22 protein-coding genes are annotated in these 19380 nt (G+C 39.7%); 14 read left to right on the top strand and 8 right to left on the bottom strand.

All coding sequences use genetic code 11. The features are described 5' to 3' along the window. The first annotated feature begins 26 nt into the window (after positions 1 to 26). The 11 genes from murJ to F3G75_RS00055 all read left to right on the top strand — a co-directional run bounded on the left by murJ (position 27) and on the right by F3G75_RS00055 (position 11886). Positions 27 to 1427 carry a murein biosynthesis integral membrane protein MurJ gene (gene murJ / locus F3G75_RS00105; RefSeq protein WP_149716102.1) on the top strand — a complete coding sequence of 467 codons (1401 nt, stop codon included), beginning with the start codon at positions 27 to 29 and terminating at the stop codon, positions 1425 to 1427. Continuing rightward, a complete protein-coding gene (cysS, locus tag F3G75_RS00100; RefSeq protein ID WP_149716101.1) occupies positions 1414 to 2808 on the top strand; it encodes a cysteine--tRNA ligase in 1395 nt (464 codons plus the stop codon). The genes murJ and cysS overlap by 14 nt, the downstream gene beginning before the upstream one ends. After that, a complete protein-coding gene (locus F3G75_RS00095) occupies positions 2801 to 4525 on the top strand; it encodes an ABC transporter ATP-binding protein (RefSeq protein ID WP_149716100.1) in 1725 nt (574 codons plus the stop codon). Before cysS ends, F3G75_RS00095 begins: the two co-directional genes overlap by 8 nt. 53 nt (positions 4526 to 4578) lie before the next feature. Further along, entirely contained in the window at positions 4579 to 5652 is a 1074-nt protein-coding gene (locus F3G75_RS00090; RefSeq protein WP_149716626.1) for a quinone-dependent dihydroorotate dehydrogenase, read from the top strand. A gap of 11 nt (positions 5653 to 5663) precedes the next feature. Then, positions 5664 to 6905 carry a M16 family metallopeptidase gene (locus F3G75_RS00085; RefSeq protein WP_149716099.1) on the top strand — a complete coding sequence of 414 codons (1242 nt, stop codon included), beginning with the start codon at positions 5664 to 5666 and terminating at the stop codon, positions 6903 to 6905. Positions 6906 to 6931: 26 nt separating this feature from the next. Then, positions 6932 to 7801: a 4-hydroxy-tetrahydrodipicolinate synthase gene (dapA, locus tag F3G75_RS00080; RefSeq protein ID WP_054197407.1), complete on the top strand. Its 870-nt coding sequence runs from the start codon at positions 6932 to 6934 to the stop codon at positions 7799 to 7801. Further along, complete coding sequence (locus tag F3G75_RS00075) at positions 7801 to 8589, top strand: enoyl-ACP reductase (protein WP_103576725.1); 789 nt, start codon at positions 7801 to 7803, stop codon at positions 8587 to 8589. Before dapA ends, F3G75_RS00075 begins: the two co-directional genes overlap by 1 nt. Then, positions 8567 to 9166: a CDP-diacylglycerol--glycerol-3-phosphate 3-phosphatidyltransferase gene (gene pgsA / locus F3G75_RS00070; RefSeq protein WP_223154395.1), complete on the top strand. Its 600-nt coding sequence runs from the start codon at positions 8567 to 8569 to the stop codon at positions 9164 to 9166. Before F3G75_RS00075 ends, pgsA begins: the two co-directional genes overlap by 23 nt. Before the next feature lie 2 nt (positions 9167 to 9168). Further along, entirely contained in the window at positions 9169 to 10065 is an 897-nt protein-coding gene (locus F3G75_RS00065) for a hypothetical protein (protein ID WP_149716098.1), read from the top strand. 76 nt (positions 10066 to 10141) lie between these two features. Then, positions 10142 to 11251, top strand: coding sequence for an RIP metalloprotease RseP (gene rseP / locus F3G75_RS00060; RefSeq protein WP_149716097.1), 1110 nt, complete (start codon positions 10142 to 10144; stop codon positions 11249 to 11251). Continuing rightward, entirely contained in the window at positions 11248 to 11886 is a 639-nt protein-coding gene (locus F3G75_RS00055; protein WP_188115366.1) for a YggS family pyridoxal phosphate-dependent enzyme, read from the top strand. Before rseP ends, F3G75_RS00055 begins: the two co-directional genes overlap by 4 nt. Before the next feature lie 97 nt (positions 11887 to 11983). Here F3G75_RS00055 and F3G75_RS00050 read toward each other — a convergent pair whose 3' ends face one another. The 8 genes from F3G75_RS00050 to F3G75_RS00020 all read right to left on the bottom strand — a co-directional run bounded on the left by F3G75_RS00050 (position 11984) and on the right by F3G75_RS00020 (position 17529). After that, on the bottom strand, positions 11984 to 12553 hold the full coding sequence (locus F3G75_RS00050) for a ComF family protein (protein ID WP_149716096.1): 570 nt from the start codon (positions 12551 to 12553) through the stop codon (positions 11984 to 11986). Further along, entirely contained in the window at positions 12553 to 13113 is a 561-nt protein-coding gene (locus tag F3G75_RS00045) for a YajG family lipoprotein (protein ID WP_149716095.1), read from the bottom strand. Before F3G75_RS00045 ends, F3G75_RS00050 begins: the two co-directional genes overlap by 1 nt. 10 nt (positions 13114 to 13123) lie before the next feature. Beyond that, complete coding sequence (locus F3G75_RS00040; protein ID WP_149716094.1) at positions 13124 to 13846, bottom strand: hypothetical protein; 723 nt, start codon at positions 13844 to 13846, stop codon at positions 13124 to 13126. Then, entirely contained in the window at positions 13840 to 14070 is a 231-nt protein-coding gene (locus F3G75_RS00035; RefSeq protein ID WP_009294206.1) for a 2-hydroxymuconate tautomerase family protein, read from the bottom strand. Before F3G75_RS00035 ends, F3G75_RS00040 begins: the two co-directional genes overlap by 7 nt. 189 nt (positions 14071 to 14259) lie before the next feature. Further along, the gene (lepA, locus tag F3G75_RS00030) at positions 14260 to 16050 is read right to left on the bottom strand and encodes a translation elongation factor 4 (protein ID WP_149716093.1); all 1791 of its coding nucleotides are present in this window, start codon (positions 16048 to 16050) and stop codon (positions 14260 to 14262) included. Between the two features lie 89 nt (positions 16051 to 16139). Then, positions 16140 to 16427 carry a transporter gene (locus F3G75_RS00025; RefSeq protein WP_223154418.1) on the bottom strand — a complete coding sequence of 96 codons (288 nt, stop codon included), beginning with the start codon at positions 16425 to 16427 and terminating at the stop codon, positions 16140 to 16142. Beyond that, a complete protein-coding gene (locus F3G75_RS09505; RefSeq protein WP_262481466.1) occupies positions 16403 to 16531 on the bottom strand; it encodes a hypothetical protein in 129 nt (42 codons plus the stop codon). The genes F3G75_RS00025 and F3G75_RS09505 overlap by 25 nt, the downstream gene beginning before the upstream one ends. A 26-nt stretch (positions 16532 to 16557) precedes the next feature. Continuing rightward, a complete protein-coding gene (locus F3G75_RS00020; protein ID WP_223154393.1) occupies positions 16558 to 17529 on the bottom strand; it encodes a cation diffusion facilitator family transporter in 972 nt (323 codons plus the stop codon). 247 nt (positions 17530 to 17776) lie between these two features. Here F3G75_RS00020 and F3G75_RS00015 point away from each other — a divergent pair, with 247 nt between their 5' ends. The 3 genes from F3G75_RS00015 (at position 17777) to F3G75_RS00005 (ending at position 19349) form a co-directional block, all read left to right on the top strand. Continuing rightward, complete coding sequence (locus F3G75_RS00015) at positions 17777 to 18151, top strand: cupin domain-containing protein (RefSeq protein ID WP_149716092.1); 375 nt, start codon at positions 17777 to 17779, stop codon at positions 18149 to 18151. A 29-nt stretch (positions 18152 to 18180) separates the two neighbouring features. Further along, positions 18181 to 18816, top strand: a complete 636-nt coding sequence (locus tag F3G75_RS00010; protein ID WP_149716091.1) for an NAD(P)-dependent oxidoreductase — start codon at positions 18181 to 18183, stop codon at positions 18814 to 18816. Between the two features lie 116 nt (positions 18817 to 18932). Next, the gene (locus tag F3G75_RS00005) at positions 18933 to 19349 is read left to right on the top strand and encodes an Rrf2 family transcriptional regulator (RefSeq protein WP_149716090.1); all 417 of its coding nucleotides are present in this window, start codon (positions 18933 to 18935) and stop codon (positions 19347 to 19349) included. The last annotated feature ends 31 nt before the right edge of the window (positions 19350 to 19380 follow it).

Here is a 19380-nt window from a genome sequence, read left to right as displayed (position 1 = left end):
GTTTTCAAATTTAATTTAGGTGAGCGATGTTTATAAAAGGTTTTTTTTCAAACTCAGTTGGCATTATGGTTTCAAGAATTCTTGGACTTATAAGAGACCTTTTAACAGCTTCTATCCTTGGAGCTGGCATATTTAGCGATCTTTTTTTTATCGCTTTTAAAATACCAAATTTATTTCGGCGTATCTTTGGCGAGGGCGCCTTTACGCAGGCATTTTTGCCAAATTTTGCAAATAGCAAGAAAAAAGCGATCTTTCAGGCTGAAATTTTCATCAAATTTCTACTTTTTATAGGCGCATTAACGCTTCTTGTAAATTTATTTACGCCCTACTTTATAAAGATCATCGCAAGCGGCTTGAGCCAGCAAAATATCACAGACGCAGTGCCACTTGTGCGTATAAATTTCTACTATCTAGCACTTGTTTATATCGTCACTTTCATGGGTGCACTGCTTCAGTACAAAGGGTACTTTGCAACGACTGCGTTTTCTACTGCGCTACTAAATTTAGCCATGATCGCATCGCTACTTTTGGCTCGTGGCAAGAGCGAGAGCGTGGTCGCTCTTTATCTTAGCTTTGGTGTCGTTGTAGGCGGCATCTTGCAGGTTTTAGTGCATCTAATCGCTATGAAATTTAACGCCTTAAATAAAATTTTCTGGGGCGGTCTAAGCGGATATTTTAAAGGCAAAAGAGCGCAAAGCAAAGGCTTTTTTATAAATTTCTATCACGGCTTACTTGGCTCAAGTGCTATGCAGATAAGTGCATTTATGGATACTTGGCTAGCGAGCTTTTTGGTAAGTGGCTCGATAAGCTACCTTTTTTATGCAAATAGAATTTTTCAGCTTCCACTTGCCATCTTTGCGATCGCACTCTCTCAAGCACTCTTTCCAAAGATCACTAGGCTTTTAAAGCAAAAAGATGAGGCAAACGCTCTAGTTTGGACGAAAAAGAGCTTTTACTTGCTTCTTTGTGCCCTACTTGCAGCCACGATCACAGGTGTTGTGCTAAGTGAGTTTATCATCTGGCTATTGTTTGAAAGAGGGAATTTCGCAAGGGCAAACACCATTGAATGCGCCAAGGTGCTAAGTGCCTATTTGGTGGGACTTACGCCATTTGGTCTAGCTAAAATTTTCTCACTTTGGCTTTATGCAAACATGAAACAAAAAGAGGCGGCCAAAATTTCTATCATCTGCCTTGTGATAAATTTGATCCTAGCTGTCATTTTGATGCAGAAATTTGGAGCTGCTGGCCTTGCATTTGCAAGCTCACTTGGAGGATTTTTGCAGCTTATTTTATATATAAGAGCCTTTGGAGCTAAGCGATTTTTAGCTATAATCGAGCTTAAATTTATAGCCGCTATCGCTGTTTTCGCGGTTTTGCTCTATTTTGGTTTAACATTTTTAAAGGATATATTTAATGCGAATTTTTGATACTTCTAAAAGAGAAAAGGTTGAGTTTAGCCCTATTAAAGAAGGTGAAGTTAGCATCTATCTGTGCGGACCAACGGTCTATGACGATGCGCATTTGGGACATGCAAAGTCAGCCGTTAGCTTTGATCTTTTAAGAAGGGTATTAAAAGCGCTTGGCTACAAGGTCAAATTTGCAAGAAACTACACCGATATAGACGATAAAATTTTAAATAAAATGGCGCAAACTGGCCAAAGCCTAGAAAAGATCACAAACAAATATATAGCGCATTATGAGAGTGACATGAACGCTTTAAACGTGCTTGATCCAGACTTTAAACCAAAGGCTACGCAGTGCTTGGAGGCGATCATTAGCTACATCAAGGTGCTTATGGATAGAGGTGTGGCGTATAAAACCAGCGATGGAATTTACTTTGATACGAGCAAGGATAGTGGATATTTTAGCATCAGCGGCAAGGATAATAACACCGATCTAATCGCACGAGTGGCAAGTTTTGGTGAAAAAAGAGATGAAAAAGACTTCGTGCTTTGGAAATTTGATGAGAAATGGTACGAGAGCCCATTTGGCAAGGGTCGTCCTGGCTGGCACACCGAGTGCGTAGCTATGATAAGGGAGTTTTTAAGCGACAAAGAAAACGAGGAATTTGAGATCGACATCCACGCTGGTGGCATCGACCTGCTCTTTCCACACCACGAAAACGAAGCTAGCCAGTGCAGATGTGCCTACCACAAAAATTTAAGCAAATACTGGATGCACAATGGCTTTATAAAAGTAAATAACGAAAAGATGAGCAAGAGCCTAAATAACAGCTTTTTCGTAAAAGACGCCCTAAAAAACGTTCATGGCGAAGTGCTTAGATTTTATCTTCTTACAAGCCACTACAGGGCTCATTTTAATTATTCAGATGAAGACTTAGTGGCTTCAAAAAAGAGGCTTGATAAAATTTACCGCCTTAAAAAAAGAGTTGATGGCGTGCAAGCAGGGGCAATAAATGAGAGCTTTAAAAATGAGCTACTTGAGGCACTAAGTGATGATCTAAACGCTTCAAAAGCACTTGCAAGTGTTGATGAGTTTGTAAAAACAGCAAATGAAAGGCTTGATACAAATCCAAAAGATAAAGCCTATAAGGCAGAAGTAGTGGCGAATTTAGAGTTGATAGGTGAAATTTTGGGCATCGCTATCACAAATTATGTTGAGTATTTTCAGTTTGGCGTAAGCGACGAGCAAAAAGAGTACATCCAAAGACTTCTTGATGAGCGCGCGATAGCTAAAAAAGAGAAAAATTTTGCAAGAGCTGATGAGATAAGAGATGAGCTTTCCAGCCTAAATATCTCTATCATGGATACGCCAAATGGCGCAGTTTGGGAGAGAAATAATGAATAACTTTGGCTTAAAAGATGTGCTAAAGCGCTTTGGCTCATATTTTAAAGACTACATTCCACACTTCATCCTAGCCTTCATCGGCATGGGGCTTGCAAGTGGAGGAACAGCGGTCAGTGCGTATCTAGTGGAGCCAGTACTTAATAAAATTTTTGTTGAAAAAAATGAAACACTGCTTTATTTGTTACCATGTGCGATCATCGCTATTTATCTGTTAAAAAATGTTGGAACTTTTATGCAGGCCTATTTTACCGCGTATATCGGTCAAGATACGATTAGAAGATTTCGTGAAAAGATGGTCGAAAATTTACTAAATTTGGACATGAAATTTTTTAATGATTTTAGAACAGGTGAGCTAATAAGCAGAACCACGAACGATATAGAGCGTATAAGATCTATTGTTTCAAGCATCATACCTGAGCTAATTAGGGAGCTTGTAACTATCATAGGTCTGCTTTGTGTAGTCATATACCAAAGCCCCAAATTAGCCTTTTTTGCACTTGTTGTTATGCCAATAGCGATTTATCCGATCTCGCGCCTTGCTAAAAAGATGAAAAAAATCTCAAAAAAATCGCAAGAAAAGACATCTGATATCACCTCAGCCTTGAGCGAAATTTTTACAAATATCGAGATCATCAAGGCAAATAACGCCCAAAAATACGAGCATTCACGTTTTGTTGAAGAAAATAACAAATTTTTCAAGTTAAATCTTAAAACCGTAAAAATCGAGCAATTAGTAAGTCCGCTTATGGAGACGATAGGCTCTATTGGTGTCGCAGCCGTTATTATCGTAGGCGGTAAAGACGTCATAGACGGAAATATAAATATGGGTGCTTTCTTTTCATTTTTAACTGCACTTTTTATGCTCTACACTCCGCTAAAACGTATCGTGAATATATACAACAAAATGCAAGACGCCATCGCCGCAAGTGAGAGAACCTTTTTCTTGATGGATAAAGTAAGCGAGATAAAAGATGGCGAAAAAGAGCTAAACGAAGAGATAAATTTGATTAAATTTAATGATGTCCACCTAAGCTACGGCGACAAAGAGGTCTTAAAAGGTATAAATTTAGAGGCCCGCAAGTCAGAATTTATAGCCCTGGTTGGTTCAAGCGGTGGCGGAAAAACTTCGCTCATGAATCTACTTATAAGATTTTACGACGTAAATAGCGGAGAAATTTTAATAAATGAGACGAATTTAAAAGATATCAAAATCCACTCACTTCGCCAAAATATCGGACTTGTAACCCAGCGTGTCTATATCTTTAACGACACAATCGCTAAAAACGTGGCTTACGGCAGAGAATTTAACGAAGATGCCGTGATAAATGCACTAAAAATGGCAAATGCTTATGAGTTTGTAAGCAAACTAGATGATGGTATCCACTCTATCTTAAATGAATTTGGCACAAACCTTTCAGGCGGTCAAAGACAACGCATCGCAATAGCAAGAGCACTTTATCAAAACCCACAAATTCTTATCTTTGACGAAGCTACTTCAGCGCTTGATAACGAGAGTGAAAAAGAGATCACAAAGGCTATAAACAACCTAAGAAACAAAAAGATCATATTCGTCATCGCTCACCGCTTAAGCACGGTTGAAAATGCTGATAAGATCGCGCTTTTGTGCGATGGAAGGATAGTTGATATCGGAAGCGATGAAGAGCTTAGCAAGAAAAATGAAATTTATGCAAAACTTAAAGGCAAAGCCTTAGTTTAAGGCGATTTTTGCTAAGATTTGCACAAATTTTTAGGCATTTTAAAGAGGTTAAAATGAGCTTAAACTACGATACTTTAAAATCTATATTTTTTAAATTTGATCCTGAAACTGCCCATAAAATCGCAGAATTTTTAATGATCGGGGCAAATAAAATTTTTCCAGGATCATTAAGCTTTGTAGCAAATAAGTGCGTGGTCGATGACAGTGCGCTAAAACAAAATTTATTCTCAAGCACTTATCACAATCCAGTTGGCATAGCTGGGGGCTTTGATAAAAATGCCACAATGTTTGAAGCACTAACAGCTCTTGGCTTTGGGTATTTAGAATTTGGCACATTTACTCCAAAACCTCAACCTGGCAACGACAAACCAAGACTTTTTAGGCTCGTAGACGAAGAGAGCATCCAAAATGCGATGGGCTTTAACAACGATGGTTGCGAGGCTATTAAAAATAGAGTCAAAAAACTTTATCCTTATACTTTACCTATCTGGGCAAATATCGGTAAAAACAAGGTTACACCAAACGAAGATGCAATAAAAGACTATGAAATTTTAGTAAAAGAATTTAGCGAAATTTGCGACACCTTTGTCATAAACGTCTCATCACCAAACACGCCAAATTTAAGAGCCTTGCAAGATGAGAGCTTCATAAAAGAACTTTTTAGCGTCATTTTGCCACTTACTAAAAAACCAATTATCTTTAAAATCGCTCCTGATATGAGCCACGAAGATGCGATCAAGCTTTGTAGCTGCGCGGTAGAAAACGGCGCTAGTGGCGTGCTTGTCTCAAATACAAGCATTGATTATTCACTCTCTTGCTCATCAAATTTAAAAGACTTTGGCGGATTAAGCGGTAAAGTGGTCGCTCAGAAATCAAAAGAGATGTTTAAAGCCGTGGCAGACGAGCTTTATGGCAAGACGACACTCATAGCGTGCGGTGGCATAGATAGCGGTGCAGAGGTATATGAGCGCATAAAAATGGGAGCAAATTTAGTGCAAATTTTTACAAGCTTTATCTTTAAAGGGCCGATGATCGCAAGAGATATAAATTTAGAAATTTTAGAACTTTTAAAAAGAGATGGCTTTGCCTCTATTAGCGAAGCAGTCGGCATAGATGTTAAAAAATAAAAGGCAAAAGATTGATAAAATTTAATAAAACAAAACTAGAAAACGGGCTAGAAATTTATCACGTACCAGTAAATCCTGGCTCAAAAGTGATAAGCGTCGATGTCTTTTATAAAGTTGGATCAAGAAACGAAGTGATGGGCAAAAGCGGCATCGCTCACATGTTAGAGCATCTAAATTTTAAATCAACCAAAAATTTACGAGCTGGGGAGTTTGACGAGATCGTAAAAGGCTTTGGCGGCGTAAATAACGCAAGTACAGGCTTTGACTATACCCACTACTTCATAAAAGCCTCAAATGAAAATTTAGACAAAACGCTTGGTCTTTTTGCCGAGCTTATGAAAAATTTAAGCCTAAAAGACAAAGAATTTCAGCCAGAGCGAGACGTGGTACATGAAGAGCGTAGGTGGCGAACAGACAATAACCCTATGGGATACCTCTACTTTAGGCTCTACAACCACGCATTTATCTATCATCCATATCACTGGACTCCGATAGGCTTTATAAAAGATATTGAAAACTGGAATATCTCCGACATAAAAGAATTTCATGCTACTTTTTATCAGCCAAAAAATGCGATTTTGATGATAAGTGGCGACATCGGCAAGGACGAGGCATTTAAACTAGCTAAGAAAAATTTTAACAGCATAAAAAATAAAAGAGCCATCCCAAAATCTCACTGCAAAGAACCTGAGCAAGATGGAGCCAGAAGAGCTATCATCTATAAAAATAGCCAAACACAAATGCTAGCCATCGCCTACAAGATCCCAGACTTTAGGCATGCTGATCAAGTGGGGCTAAACGCGATCAGTGAATATCTAGCCACTGGCAGAAGCTCTATTTTACAGCAACGTCTAATCGATGAGCTAATGCTCGTAAATCAAATTTATGCTTATAATATGAGCTGCGTTGATGAAAATTTATTTATATTTTTAGCAGTTTGCAACCCAGATGTCGAAGCAAGTGTGGTTGAGGCTGAAATTTTAAAGATCATAGATGATTTAAAAAATAAACCAATCGACAAAGATGATGTTTTAAGAGTTAAAAATTTGATAAAAACTGATTTTATTTACTCATTTGAGAGTGCAAGCAAGGTTGCAAATTTATATGGCTCATACCTTGCTAGAGGTGACATAAAGCCACTTTACGAGCTTAAAAAAAATATCAATAAAATCGATGCAAAACTTTTAAAAGATATAGCAAATAGATATTTTAATGAAAAAACCAGCACAACAATAATATTAAAAAAGGAATAAACGTGGAAAATTCGCTTCAAGGTGCGATGACCGCACTCATTACGCCATTTAAAAATCAAAAAGTAGATGAAGTTAGTTTTGAAAAGCTAATAAAAAGACAGATAAAACACGGTATAGATGTCGTTGTACCAGTTGGAACTACTGGCGAGAGTGCAACACTAACGCATGATGAGCATAGAATTTGTATCGAAATAGCCGTTGATGCATGTAAAGGTACAAATGTAAAAGTACTTGCTGGGGCTGGCAGTAACGCGACTCACGAGGCTATTGGTATCGCTAAATTTGCTCAAGCTCATGGCGCTGATGGTATCCTTTCAGTTGCACCTTATTACAACAAACCAACACAGGAAGGGCTTTACGAGCACTACAAAGCTATCGCAAATAGCATTGAAATCCCTGTGCTTCTTTATAATGTTCCAGGTAGAGTTGGCGTGGATATCTTGCCAGCGACTGTTTTTAGACTCTTTAAAGAGTGTAAAAATATCTACGGCATCAAAGAGGCTACAGGTAGCATAGATAGATGCGTCGATTTGCTAGCTCACGAGCCGAATTTAGTAGTCATTAGCGGTGAAGATGCGATCAACTATCCTATCATATCAAATGGCGGCAAGGGCGTTATCTCAGTTACTGCAAACCTCTTACCAGATCAAATTTCAGAGCTAACGCACCTTGCAATGAACGAAGAGTACAAAAAAGCAAAACTAATAAACGACAATCTATACACGATAAATAAAACGCTCTTTTGCGAAAGCAATCCGATACCGATCAAAGCAGCGATGTATCTAGCTGGACTCATCGACTCTTTGGAATACCGCTTGCCACTTTGCAAACCAAGTAAAGAAAATTTTAAAAAGATAGAAGAAGTAATAAAAAATTACGAAATAAAGGGTTTTTAATGAAGGACACACTAAACGAATTTAAAGGTAAAACGCTAGTCATCAGTGGCGGCACTAGAGGTATCGGCAGAGCTATAGTTGAAGAATTTGCAAAAGCTGGCGTAAATATAGCATTTACCTACAACTCAAACGAAGAGCTTGCAAAAGAACAAGCAAAAGAGCTTGAGACTACTTACAAGATAAAAGCCAGAGCTTACGCACTAAATATCCTTGAGCCAGAGACTTATAAAGAGCTATTTTTAAAGATAGACGAGGACTTTGATAGGATTGATTTTTTTATATCAAATGCAATTATTTCAGGTCGTGCAGTAGCTGGTGGATACACTAAATTTATGAAGCTAAAACCAAGAGGCATAAACAACATCTTTACAGCAACTGTAAATGCCTTTGTCGTAGGCACCCAAGAAGCTGCAAAACGCATGGAAAAAGTGGGTGGTGGTAGCATCATCAGCCTATCATCGACTGGAAATTTAGTATATATCGAAAACTACGCAGGTCACGGCACAGCAAAAGCAGCCGTTGAGGCGATGGCAAGATACGCTGCAACCGAGCTTGGCGAGAAAAATATCCGTGTAAACGTCGTAAGCGGCGGTCCTATCGAGACAGACGCGCTAAGAGCCTTTACCAACTACGAAGAGGTGCGCGATATGACGGCAAAGCTTAGCCCACTAAACCGCATGGGACAGCCAACTGATCTAGCCGGAGCATGTCTATTTTTGTGTTCACCAAAAGCTAGCTGGGTGACTGGACATACATTTATAATAGATGGCGGCACGACTTTTAAATGAGAGTGAAATTTCTAAGCATAAAGGCATATTTGTGAGTTTAAATTTACCAAATTCTTTAGCATTTTTTAGGATACTTCTGGCTCCGCTTATGTTTTTTATGCTCGTAAATGCACCAGGAATTTTTACGCAAATTCACATGAGCTGGATAAACTACTTCGCAGCTCTTATTTTTGTTATCGCCTCGGTAACTGACTTTTTTGACGGCTACATCGCAAGAAGCTGGGATCAAAAAACTAAACTTGGGGCGATCCTTGATCCACTGGCAGACAAGATGCTAATTCTTGCTGCATTTTTAGGCCTCATGATGCTTGGAAGGGCTAGTGCTTGGGCTGTTTATCTCATCTTGGTGAGGGAATTTTTTATAACTGGCTTTCGTGTCGTTATGGCAAGTGACGGTGTAGAGGTCGCAGCTTCGATGGCAGGCAAAGTAAAAACCGTCTCACAGATGTTTGCGGTTGGATTTTTACTGATGAGCTGGCCTGGTGGCGAGCTTTTGCTCTGGATCGCTGTTGCACTAACACTTTATTCTGGGTTTGAATATATCTTTGCCTATATAAAGGCGATGAAAAAGAGCTAAATTTGAGCTACGAATTAAAAGATATTATTTTAGAACGCACTGCAAATTTAGAGCCAGCACTGAAGAAACAAGCTAAAAAACTAAATCAAAAGATCATCAACACAAATTTTTATCACGATGCTAAAAATTTAGAAAAAATTGGCGCTGTGATAAGCCCTGAGCTAAATGAATTTTTATTAAGCTGCGCTTTAGAATACGACAAAACCCATACGGATAAATTTGATACGTTTGATAACGACGTAGAGACTTTGCGTGGTATTTGGAGTGCGATGAGTTTTTCAAAAAGCCTTGACATTTTAGACTATCTAAGCATGCAAGCTACTCGCTCGGTATCGCACCGCTCGTTTGCACACAGATACATCTTTGAAATTTTACGCTTGCAAGAGAAGGCTGGCCGTACACATCCGCTACTTGCCAAGCTTTATGACTATTATAATGGCTTGCAAGCAAAACTGCCCATATATGAGCTTTTACGAAGTATCGGAGTGACTCCTGCTGATCCTTATGATTTTGATATCTCACTAAATGCTGTAAATTTTGGCTACTGGTTTAGCAACCAAGGACTAAGCGATGATGAGCTAGCCGGTAAATTTCACTTAGAAATTCGCCTTTTTGCCCCTTTTATAAATGACCATACATTTGAGATAGAGCTTAGAAACGACGCTGTGACAAGGGCTAGAATAAATTTTAACGATGACGGCATGAGCTTTTTGCAAGAGTTGCCAAGCGACGTTTTGCCCTACCCTGATATTTTAAACTTAAAACCATTTATCGATCAAGTAAAGTCACGTTTTGATCTAAAATTTGACCTAGACGATAAAGATAAAACTTATTTTAGCGTCAGCAAAGGACTAAATAGAGCCAAAGTGCTCTCTTGGCTAAAGGAAATTTTCGCCTAAGCGACAAGACAAATTTGAGAGTAAATTTATAAACTTTGGCTAAAATCTTATCAATTTTTTCAAAAAAAGGTAAGTTTTGAAAGGCATTCTCTTCACTCTGGCCCTGCTTGGACTTGGGCTTTATGCGTATTCGTTTTATTTTTTAGTGACTGTTTTAGCCATTAGTTTTCTTATATTTTTTCACGAGTTTGGCCACTTTTTGGCAGCAAGAATGCTTGGCGTAAAGGTAAACACCTTTAGTATCGGATTTGGCGAGAAAATTTACACCAAAAATGTTGGCGGTACCGACTACTGTCTAAGCGCGATCCCACTTGGTGGATACGTACAGCTAAAAGGTCAAGACGACACCGACCCAAAGGCCAAAAACTATGACTGTGATAGCTACAATGTGCTAAGCCCACTAAAGCGAATTTACATACTCTTTGCAGGGCCGTTTTTTAACTTTATCTTGGCGTTTTTTATATACATTTTGCTTGGATTTATCGGCGTTGAGAGACTTGCACCAAGTATCGGTCACATAGCGGATGGCTCGGCAGCTGCAAATGCTGGTCTAGCTAAAAATGATAAAATTTTAGCAATAAATGGAGTAAAAATAAACGAGTGGGACGAGATCAGTAAAAATGTAAAACTCGAGCCTAGCACTATTTTGATAGATAGAAACGGCTCGTCACTAAGCATAAATTTAACACCAAAGATAGGCGAGACGATAAATCCTTTTAATGAAAAAGTGCAGCGCCCATTGATCGGCATTAGGTCAAACGGCGAAGTGATAAAAATTTATCACACAGGTTTAGAGAGCCTTAAATTTGCCTTTGATGAGACAATCGAGGCTTCAAAGCTCATCTTTAAAAGCTTTGCTAAGTTAGTAAGCGGAGCCGTGCCACTAAAAGAGGTCGGCGGTATCTTGCAGATCGCCGATGTCACTTCAAAAGCCGCTCAGATCAGCGTTAGCGTGTTGCTTCTTATCACAGCGCTCATCTCTGTGAATTTAGGCGTTTTCAATTTATTCCCCATCCCAGCGCTCGATGGCGGCCACATACTTTTTAACTTATATGAGCTAATTTTTAGACGCGAGGTAAATGAGCGAGTGCTCACGACGCTTACCTACTGCGGCTGGGTGCTACTGCTTGGTATAATGGTACTTGCGACCTTTAATGACATTATGAGATTAAGCGGAGGTTTATGATGATAGTTTTAAAAGAGCTATTAGAAAAGATCGAAAATTTAAGCAAAGATGTGACGCTCATCGCCGTTAGCAAAAATGTGACATGCACTGAAGTAAGAGAGCTTTATGCGCAGGGGCAAAGAAATTTTGGCGAAAATAGAGTCCAAGAGCTAGCCAAAAAAGAGCTAGAGCTGCAAGATTTTGCTGGCATCAAATGGCACATGATCGGCCGCTTGCAAAATAACAAAATCAATCAAATGATAAGCCTAAAGCCCACACTTTGGCAAAGTTGCGATAGCTTTGAAAGGGCCGTAGAAGTCGATAAAAGACTCAGCTACAAGCTCGATACCTTGCTTCAAATAAATTCAGCTGATGAAGATACAAAGCAAGGTGTAAGCGTAGCAAACGCGGCAGAAATTTATGAGCGTATCCAAAGCGAGTGCAAAAATATTAATCTAAAAGGCGTGATGAGTATCGGAGCGCATGTGGATGAGCCAAAAGAGATTCAAAAGAGCTTTGAACTAACTTATAAAATTTTTGAGAGCCTAAAGCCAAAAGGTGCAACTATCTGTTCGATGGGTATGAGTAGTGACTTCGAGTTAGCGATAAAATGCGGCTCAAATATGATCCGCCTTGGCACTATGCTTTATCTATAAATTTATCACTTTTGCATGCCCCTACTGCTAACGAAATAGATTACTACTGGAGCTATGTAAATTTCTGCCCAAAAAGACTTAGGCAAAAAACTAAAATTTAATATTTAGCATCGGCCAAAACCAAGGCAAAAAGTACTTTTACGCCGGCTTTTTCTAGAGTATTTCTAGTCTCAAGTATCGTAGTGCCAGTAGTTACGATATCATCTACTAAAATAACTGGAGCAGTGATCTTTTTTAGGATTTTAAAATTTCTTGGGTTATTTTGTCTAAATTGTAAATCCCTACCACTATAACTGGTCTTGCTAGTTGCATGCAGTGCGTGAAATATGGGCTTTAGATTTTTAGCCCTTAGTGCATTTGCCAAAATAGCCGTGTGCGAGTAGCCATGATGCACTCTATCATCTATCGGCAAAGCATAGACTTGCTCCGGAAAGCTAAAACTTTTGGCAAATTTCTTAAATGCAAATTTGGCTAAGTTTTTATATATAAAATATCCGTGCATTTGGTGCTTAGAGTGGATGAGTTCTTTTATTTCAGAGTAGCCGTAAAAGCTATAAATTTTAAAGCCCTCTAGTTCTCTTACTATTGGGCTTGGTTCGCTTAAAATTTGCGAGCAGGTTTTACAAAATGTCTTTAGTGTAAAGCTCTTGCAAAACGCGCAAAACATCAGCTATTTAAGATAGCGATCGCAGAGCGTTTAATGGCGTCATTAATAATGTCTGTTAAGAATGGCTTAAATGCTCCGCCAGTGCGAACTAGCTCAAATTTGGTTTGGTTGTTTGAGATATTTTTGATGATGCTTTGATCACCTTTTTGGATTTTAAGAGTGATCTTTATCTTACCTCTTGTGTTGTCGCTATTGTATCCGCTCATATTTGCTTCAAATTCGTTTATGAAAACTTCAACCACAACGCCACCCATGCCATTTACATTTGCGCCATGAGCTATGAGCTCTTTTTTAAGAGAGTCACCAAAATAGGTCGCGAGATCGTTTTGAAGCACGACGTATTCGTCCACGGTGCCCTTATCATCAGTTATCGTTGCAATAGTGCTTTTGTTTTTGCGATTATCATGCACCGCACTTATATAGACCTCAAAACCATTGCTTTGTTGATTTGAAACAATAGCCTTATAAGGATCAAACGCAAGCACCGTCTGAGTAGGCGCGCAACCGCTCAAAAATAGGACAAAAAGTCCAAAGATAGCTAGAAATTTAAATTTACTCATATTTTTCCTTTCAAAGTTTAGTGATCTCATCAGCCACTTTTATGGCAGCTTGCTTGACTAAAAGCGCGATAAAGAAGTCAAACTGACCGCTTTTTGACGCCTCAAGCTCCTCCACGTGGTGTCTAGTCGAGATAGGAATTCGCTTTTTGAAATTTATATCTGAAAGCACAAGCTCGCCGTATAAGTGCCCGTTTAAAATTTCAGAGCTTCTAGAGTAAGTGCCTCTAAGCTCGTCAAATCTAAAATCAAGCCTATATGTATAAGGCGATGTTTGAGTATCGACAACAACGATTCCGCGAGAATTTAACTCACGTTGCAAAAACATGTAAAAAAGCACTTCGAGGCGTGGATTTGAGTTAAAAACTGCAGTATTTCCTTCAACACCTGTGTAATATATCGATCTTGCACTACTTCTAGCATCGACGATCCTGTGGAAATAAACCTTTTTTAATCCAACATTAGTATCGATCATATTTTTTTCCAAGCAGCAGTTTATTGCTACATCACTTTTGTATTTAACACCATTTATAAAAAGACCATCGCCCCTGCCTTTGCAAGCGCTGCAGTCAGCTGGGATCCTCATAACCTCTTCAAAATACATTTTATCTTCACTATTTATGCTCGCACTTTGCACACCGTCTATTCCCTCGCACGATAGACAAAGGCTAGCTTTAGCCACGCAGCCAGTTAAAAAGATAGCTACAAAAACTGCAAATAATGTCGTTCTTAGCATTTTACTTCCTTTTGCTCTTTTTGTTTTTTGCGGAGATTTTTCACGCTCTCACCTGCGATACCATAGTTATTCGTATCAATCTCATCGATAATGACAACGGTATTTTGAGCGCTTCTACCTAAAATTTCGCTTATTAGTTTTGTAACTCCGCTTATCATCTTCTCTTTTTGCTCAACACTTGGGCTATCGCCCTCTTTTGTCACACAAATTTTCACAAACGGCATAACATTTCCTTTTTACAAATTTAGCATTTAAATTTTAATCAAAACCTATCTGCCAAAATAAGATCCTTGCTGCGGCAGTATCGCAAAGTCAGACGAGGCGTGGGTAAAATTTACGACGGGAGTTACCATAGCAGGTAATGACCGAGTAAATTTTAGACACAACAAAGTATGACAAAGCGAGACAACGCATTAGTCTATTTTTAGGACTGATAAGAATGCCTCCTGCGGCAAATTCACCTTACCTATCGCCTTCATACGTTTCTTACCCTCTTTTTGCTTCTCAAGCAACTTCCTCTTACGAGTGATGTCGCCGCCGTAGCACTTGGCGGTTACGTTTTTACCAATTGATTTTACGGTTTCACGGGCGATTATTTTATTACCGATGCTAGCTTGTATCGCCACTTCAAAGAGCTGGCGCGGTACGATCTCTTTCATTGCCTTTACAAAGTCCCTGCCCTTTGTTTGTGCCTTGCTCTCAGGCACGATGATAGAGAGCGCATCGACCGTCTCGCCGGCCACTTTTACATCAAGCTTCACTAGATCGCCCACGCGGTAGTCGCTAGGCTCATAATCAAAGCTTGCGTAGCCTTTTGTGCTTGATTTTAGTTTGTCATAAAAGTCCATAACGATCTCGTTCATCGGTATGTCATACTCAAGCAAAACACGATCAGTCGTGATGTAATCCATCTTTGTTTGTATGCCACGACGGTTGTTTAAAAGAGTGATGATATTGCCCAAAAACTCGCTTGGCGTGATGATAGTAGCCTTTACATATGGCTCAAGGATTGAGTCTATTTTATTTACAGGCGGCAACTGACTTGGGTTTTGAATTTTTAAATTTACCCCGTCAGTTTGGATGACTTCGTAAGTCACAGTCGGCGCTGTGGCGATTAGATCAAGATCAAACTCGCGCTCGAGCCTCTCTTTGACGACCTCCATGTGAAGAAGACCCAAAAAACCAACCCTAAAGCCAAATCCAAGTGCGACCGAGGTCTCTGGCTCGTAGCTGATCGAGCTGTCATTTAGCTTTAGCTTATCCAGCGCGTCACGCAGATCTTCAAATTTATCAGTTTCTATTGGATAAAGTCCCGCAAATACAAACGGCTTAGCCCTCTCAAAGCCACCAACTGGGTCCTTTAGAGAATTTCTTGACTGAGTTATAGTATCTCCAACTTGAACATCGCTAACGTTTTTAAGCCCCAAAACAACGATACCAACCTCGCCAGCGCTAAGCGTTTTGGTCTTGATCGGAGCTATAGGATTTGGATACATGAGGTCTAGTACGATGTGTTTTTTGCCTATACCCATGACCAAAATTTCATCATTTTTTGAAATTTCACCATCATAAACACGCACAAGGGCTAACGCACCAAGGTAGTTGTCAAACCAGCTATCGTAAATGAGCGCCTTTGTAGGCTTATTTGCATCGCCATTTGGCGCAGGGATCCTCGTGATGATCGCTTCAAGCAGCTCTTTTATGCCAACGCCTGTTTTTGCGCTCACTTCGATAGCTCCTGAGCAGTCAAGTCCGATGATGTGCTCGATCTCGTCTTTTACCCTAGCAGGGTCAGCCGCTGGTAGGTCGATCTTGTTGATGACTGGGATGATCTCTAGGTTGTTTTCAAGTGCAATATAGACGTTTGCGATGGTTTGCGCCTCCACGCCCTGACTGGCGTCCACGACAAGAAGCGCGCCCTCGCAACTAGCTAGGCTGCGGCTCACCTCGTAGCTAAAATCGACGTGACCTGGGGTGTCTATCAAATTTAGAACAAAATTTTCGCCATTTAGTGCGTAGTTTAGGCGGACAGACTGGGCTTTGATCGTGATGCCACGCTCTTTTTCGATATCCATCGTGTCCATGATTTGCGAGCTCATCTCACGGTCGCTTACGGCGCCACACTCCTGAATGAGGCGGTCAGCAAGCGTGCTTTTGCCGTGGTCGATGTGAGCGATGATGCTAAAGTTTCTAATGTTTTTCATGAAATCCCTAGTTAAATTTTAGGCAATTTTATAAAAAAAATCGTTAAAGTTGAGTAAAAATGAGTTTGCTAGGCTAGCAAGGCTTAAATTTAAAGCTCAAATTTAGCTCTTAAACTTTTACACAAAGCACAGAGCACAACGCAAAGCGAATATAAAAAATAAAGATAAGCAAGAAGCGGCAAAAAAACAAGAAAACCTGAAGCATAAACTAAAGCGATAAGCCCGTATGTCGCAGGTGCAAGCACTGGCACGTAATAAGTCCAAAGCTCTGGTTGTTCGAATGGGGCATCTATGGCATTAAAATATAGAGCAAAATTTAACGCCAGCAACAAAACAAATATATAGCCCTTTTTTATACAAAATAGAGCGCAAACCAAGGCGCTACTGAAAAATTTACTGCGATAAGAGGAGTCTTATCCATAAAAATACCAAGCAACCCCAAAGCCACGACCATTAGATATTCATTTTTTATGCGCAACATTAAATTTAAACCTTTTGCATCAAATTTTAGTGATGATGCCCGCAGTGATCATCTTCGTCATTTAGCTCGCAGATGAGACCATTTTTGTGTCCAAGGTTCTCACTTTCAAACTGAAGCGTGACGTGACCAATGCCTGCGTGAGAAAGCTCGTGTTCGATTCGCTTTATTATCTTTGAAATTTCAGCCACGCTTAGCACATCATCTACCACCACGTGGGCTATGAGCGCGTTTGTGCCAGCATTTATCGCCCAGATATGCAGGTCATGAACGATTTTAACGCCATCTACGCCCCTTATAACGCCTAAAATTTCATCCGTATCAAGCTTAAGCGGCACGGCTTCGATCAGGATGTTAAAGCTATCTTTTAGCAAATTAGCGCCGCTTTTTATGATAAGCAGTGAGACAAAGATACTTGCGATACTATCGGCCTGCGTGAAGTTAAATTTTATTACAAGAAGCGCTGCAAAGATAGCGCCGACCGAGCCAAGCGTATCACCAAGCACGTGCAAATAAGCACCTTTCATATTTAAATTTTCTTTTGTATCAGCGCTTTTGTGCATATAAACGGCTACGACTAAATTTATAATAAGCCCCAAAATACTAACAAGAAGCATCGCCTCAGCTTTGATCTCTGGCTCGTTAAAAAGTCTGATGATCGCTTCGACTATGACAAAAACGGCAAGTGCGATAATGGCGATGGCGTTTATGAAAGCAGCGATGATCTCGACCCTTTTGTAGCCAAAAGTCTTTTTTAAATTTGCTCTTTTTTCTGCGATCTTAAAAGCGACCAGCGACAAAAAGAGAGCCGCAGCATCTGAGAGCATGTGAAATGCGTCGCTAATAAGCGCAAGCGAGTTTGAAACGAAGCCAAAGACCGCCTCAACTATCATAAATGTGAAAATTAGAAAAAATGAATTTCTTAAAACAGTTTTATTGCTCGTGTGAATGTGCATACCGCCATGCTCGGCGTGGTGGTGATGAGAGTGGGTCTCTTGCATCTAAAATGATCACCTTTTACTGATAAATTTAAGCATCCATAGCAAGCTCTGGCGCCACCTGACTAGAGGCTAAGCAAGCTAAAAACTGTATAAATATGCCCTGCATCTGCTTTAGTGCCGCTTAAAGATTGAATTTTAAAAATGATAAAAATTTTGTTGTAACTCTTGACATTACAACTAAAAATTATTATACTTCGCTCATCAGTTGTAAATAAAAATATTACAACACAAAGACAAGGAGAACAAAATGAAAAATTATCAAGTTGCAAAGATCGCAAACGAACCAAGAGTCGAACTAAAAGAGTCTTTAAATTTAACTGGCTGTGAGATATCTATAAACGAGCTTCCGGCAAATGTGAGCGTGCCATTTGTCCATGCACATAAGCAAAACGAGGAGCTTTACATCATTCTAGATGGTGAGGGTGAGCTTTTTATTGATGGCGAAGTGATAGTAGTTGGCAAAGGAGACGCGGTGCGCATAGATCCAGAGGGTAAAAGGTGCTTTAGAGCTGGCAAAAACGGCATCAAAATGATCTGTATCCAGGCAAAATGCGGTAGCCTAGAGCAATACACTATGAGTGACGGCGTGATAGTTGATGACGTAAAGCCAAGCTGGCTGTAAATTTAAAAACAAAATTTAAAAGAGAAATAATGAAAATAGCAATCATAGGCGCAAATGGTAAAAGCGGTACAAATTTGGTGAACGAGGCTTTAAAGCAAGGCTATGATGTCACAGCGATAGTTAGGAATAAAGAGTATAAAAACGAAAGCGTAAAGGTTATCTATAAAGATATTTTCGAGCTTACAAAGGCTAATCTAGCAGGCTTTGACGCGGTTATCAGCGCATTTGCAGCGTGGAGCGAAGAAACATTTGCGCTTCATAAAAAAGTGGCCACTCACCTAGTAAATTTACTAGAAGGCACTAGCACAAGGCTCATCGTAGTTGGTGGCGCTGGCACGTTATTTGTTGATAGCAAAGGCACTATGGTTATGGACACCCCAGACTTCCCAGCGGCATATATGGGCGTGGCAAAGGCGACTGCGGAGTCTTATTTTGAGCTAAAAGATAGGAGCGATTTACTTTGGACATACGTAAGCCCAGCAGGTGACTACGACGCAAATGGTGCTCGTACTGGCAAATACGTGCTTGGTGGAGATAATCTCATCTTAAACTCAAAAAATGAGAGCTATATAAGCTATGCAGACCTTGCGCTTGCGATCACAGACGAGCTAAAAAACAAAAAATTTATACAAAAACGCTTCACAGCAGTTGGCGAGCGAGCATAAAAATTATAGATTTGACATAGCTGGCACAAAAAGCCAACTTGTCAAATCTAAACTAAAAAATAAACTGCTTTTAGTAAAAATTTAAAGTATAATCAGAGAAAATTTCAAGGACATTTATGCAAGTAGGGATCAAGTTTTCAACCGCGATCCATGTAGTTTTAGCAGCTTGTTTTTTCAAAGACGAGAAAGTCACGAGCGAATTTATAGCAGGCAGTATAAACACAAATCCGGTCATAGTTAGGCGCCTACTTGGTACTCTAAAGGCTGCAGGACTTGTGAATGTTGTAGCTGGAGTTGGTGGTGTAAGTCTTGCGAAAGAGCCAAAAGATATAACCCTCCTTCAAATTTTTAACGCAGTAAATGATAAAGAAAAACTTTTTAAGATCCACTCTGACTCACCTAAGGCCTGCCCACTTGGTAGCAAGATCGAGGGACTTTTAACTGGTCACCTCCTAAAAGCACAAGAAGCTTTAGAAAGTGAACTAAGAAGCATTACTTTACAAGATCTATTAGATGAGCTTATTAATTTATAAAATTTAAAAAGTAGGTAAACTAGGTTATAGA

This window comes from Campylobacter concisus (genome assembly GCF_902460705.1).
Taxonomy (GTDB): Bacteria; Campylobacterota; Campylobacteria; order Campylobacterales; family Campylobacteraceae; genus Campylobacter_A; species Campylobacter_A concisus_Z.
This window is presented reverse-complemented; position numbering and strand designations above follow the sequence as displayed.